This is a genomic window from Thiothrix caldifontis, from assembly GCF_900107695.1.
Lineage (GTDB): Bacteria > Pseudomonadota > Gammaproteobacteria > Thiotrichales > Thiotrichaceae > Thiothrix > Thiothrix caldifontis.
Genome location: NZ_FNQP01000057.1, coordinates 1 through 2,060, shown reverse-complemented (window position 1 = coordinate 2,060; position 2,060 = coordinate 1). Strand labels below are relative to the sequence as shown.

Sequence of the window (2,060 nt, the reverse complement as noted above, 5' to 3'; positions counted from 1 at the left end):
GTTCAGGGTCAGCTTCAGGCCGTCTTCGAGTACCTGCCTGCATTCTTCCCGGATGGCTTCAGCCTGTGCCTTCGCGCCTTTGACGATCAGCAGAAGTCGAGTAGCCCACGGGAACCACCCCCGCAGGCTCTCACAGAACCGGACGTGAACGTCTCCGCTCATCCGGCTCCTATTGTCCAGCCGCTGCATACAGCATCCTCCAGTGCGCAAACAACCATGGCTGCTTCCACGCTATGCGGCGCAACCATTGGGCTGCTTTCCGCTGGTGTCCACGCAAACGTTTGTATTTCCGCATCGCCCACCGCACCAGACGGCATTCCAGCACTTTAAACACCGGGAGCAGGGCTGACTTGTAGTAGCGCCCATAGTAGTTGATCCAGCCTTGTATGACTCTATTGAACATAAACGCCAGATCTTCTAGGGATTTGTCACTACGGCATGACCAGCGCCATTTTCGGGAAGTTTGCCGGATCGCCTTGGCGGCCTTGTCGCTGATCGCGGGGGTGAAGTTGATGAAGTGTTTTCCCCGCCAGTTCTTTGACCGTCTGGGACGAAAGGTATAGCCCAGAAAGTCAAACCGGGTATCGGGATAGCCTCCCCGGCGGTCATCATCTTTACAGTAGATGATCCGGGTTTTGTCTGGATGCAATTCCAGTCCGATGGCCTTCATCCGCTTGTCCAGCGCTTCACGCAAGGCGTGCGCCTGTGCTTCTGTCTGACAGTGGCACACGGCATCATCGGCGTAACGCTCAAAAGGAGTGGACGGGTGTTCCCGTTGCATCCATTGGTCGAAGCCGTAATGCAGGAACAGGTTCGCCAGCAGAGGGCTGATTACCCCACCTTGCGGCGTCCCCTTTTCCGGGTGATGGGTTGAGCCGTCCGGCATCGCAATGGCGGCTTTTAGCCACCGTTCGATGTATAACAGCACCCACTTGTCGCCTGTGTGTTTGCGCACTGCCCGCATCAGCAGGTCGTGGTCGATGTTGTCAAAGAAGCCTTTGATGTCGAGGTCAAGCACCCAGTCGTAGCGCCAGCAGCGCTGCCGGGCTTGCCCGACCGCATCCAGCGCCGATTTGCCCGGTCGGTAGCCGTAGGAGTCGGGATGGAACTGTTTCTCCAGTTCCGGCTCCAGACGCTGTTTGACCACCATTTGGGCAATCCGGTCGGCGACTGTCGGTATGCCTAACGGGCGCATCCGCCCATCGCCCTTGGGTATTTCTACCCGCAGGACAGCAGGCGGGAAATAGCTGCCGGAAGCCAGCCGGTTCCAGAGTTTGTACAGGTTCCCTTGCAGGTCTGCTTCAAAATCCGTGACTGTCTGACCGTCAACACCGGCTGCGCCTTTGTTGGCCTTGACCTTTTTCCAGGCTTCCCAAACGTCGCGTTTGCTAACTGCAAACGGCTTTGCCTGTTCCAAGTGAATCCTCCTGTTGCCAGTTGTCCATTCAGTTCAAGCTGAACAATGTAACCCCTTCGCTCCACGCCGATTACCAGCGCTTCCCCACTACTACGGGTTACTCCGTCCCTGTGCCCTGCCTCGGTACTCTCGCCCTCGTGGGGCTTCCACTTGCGGCTTCTCCCTTGACATCAGGGCGACAGGTTCCCACGTTCCACATAAGAGCCTGTATCAGGTTCACGCCACCTTCATGCCGGAGACCATCTGGCCAGTAATTCAGGTATCCGCCAGACTTGTCGCGGGTTAACAACTACCACCCGCTTTTGATCCCGTCCCTACGCTTTCGACACGTCATCAGTGGTTCATTTGCATTCGTCTCCCTGATACCCACCTGACAGGATCAAGTCCTGCCTTTTCCGTAACGCTCACTACAAGGACTCTTTACCCATGCAGCTTACGGTGGTTTGAAGCCTCCACCTGTATGGCGGCTTCGGGGGGCCGACCCCCATCTCTATATGCAGCACGGCTGCATTGAGGACTGCGTCCTCTTATGCGCCTTCGTGGCGTACAGTCATCGGCATAACGGCAGTAGGCCAATGCCGGTTTCCATTCCCAGCCTTCCCGGATAGCCGTGCTGCGCCCTTTCTGGATACTGCTGTTCCAG

At 57.1% G+C, this 2,060-nt stretch carries 2 protein-coding genes; both read right to left on the bottom strand.

All coding sequences use genetic code 11. The features are described from left to right. The coding region (locus tag BLV87_RS20040) for a hypothetical protein (RefSeq protein ID WP_217630041.1) at window positions 1-189 on the bottom strand (189 nt) is incomplete at its 3' end. After that, window positions 170-1,417 carry a group II intron reverse transcriptase/maturase gene (gene ltrA / locus BLV87_RS18885; protein WP_175518090.1) on the bottom strand — a complete coding sequence of 416 codons (1,248 nt, stop codon included), beginning with the start codon at window positions 1,415-1,417 and terminating at the stop codon, window positions 170-172. The genes ltrA and BLV87_RS20040, both read right to left, overlap by 20 nt. Window positions 1,418-2,060: the final 643 nt, after the last annotated feature.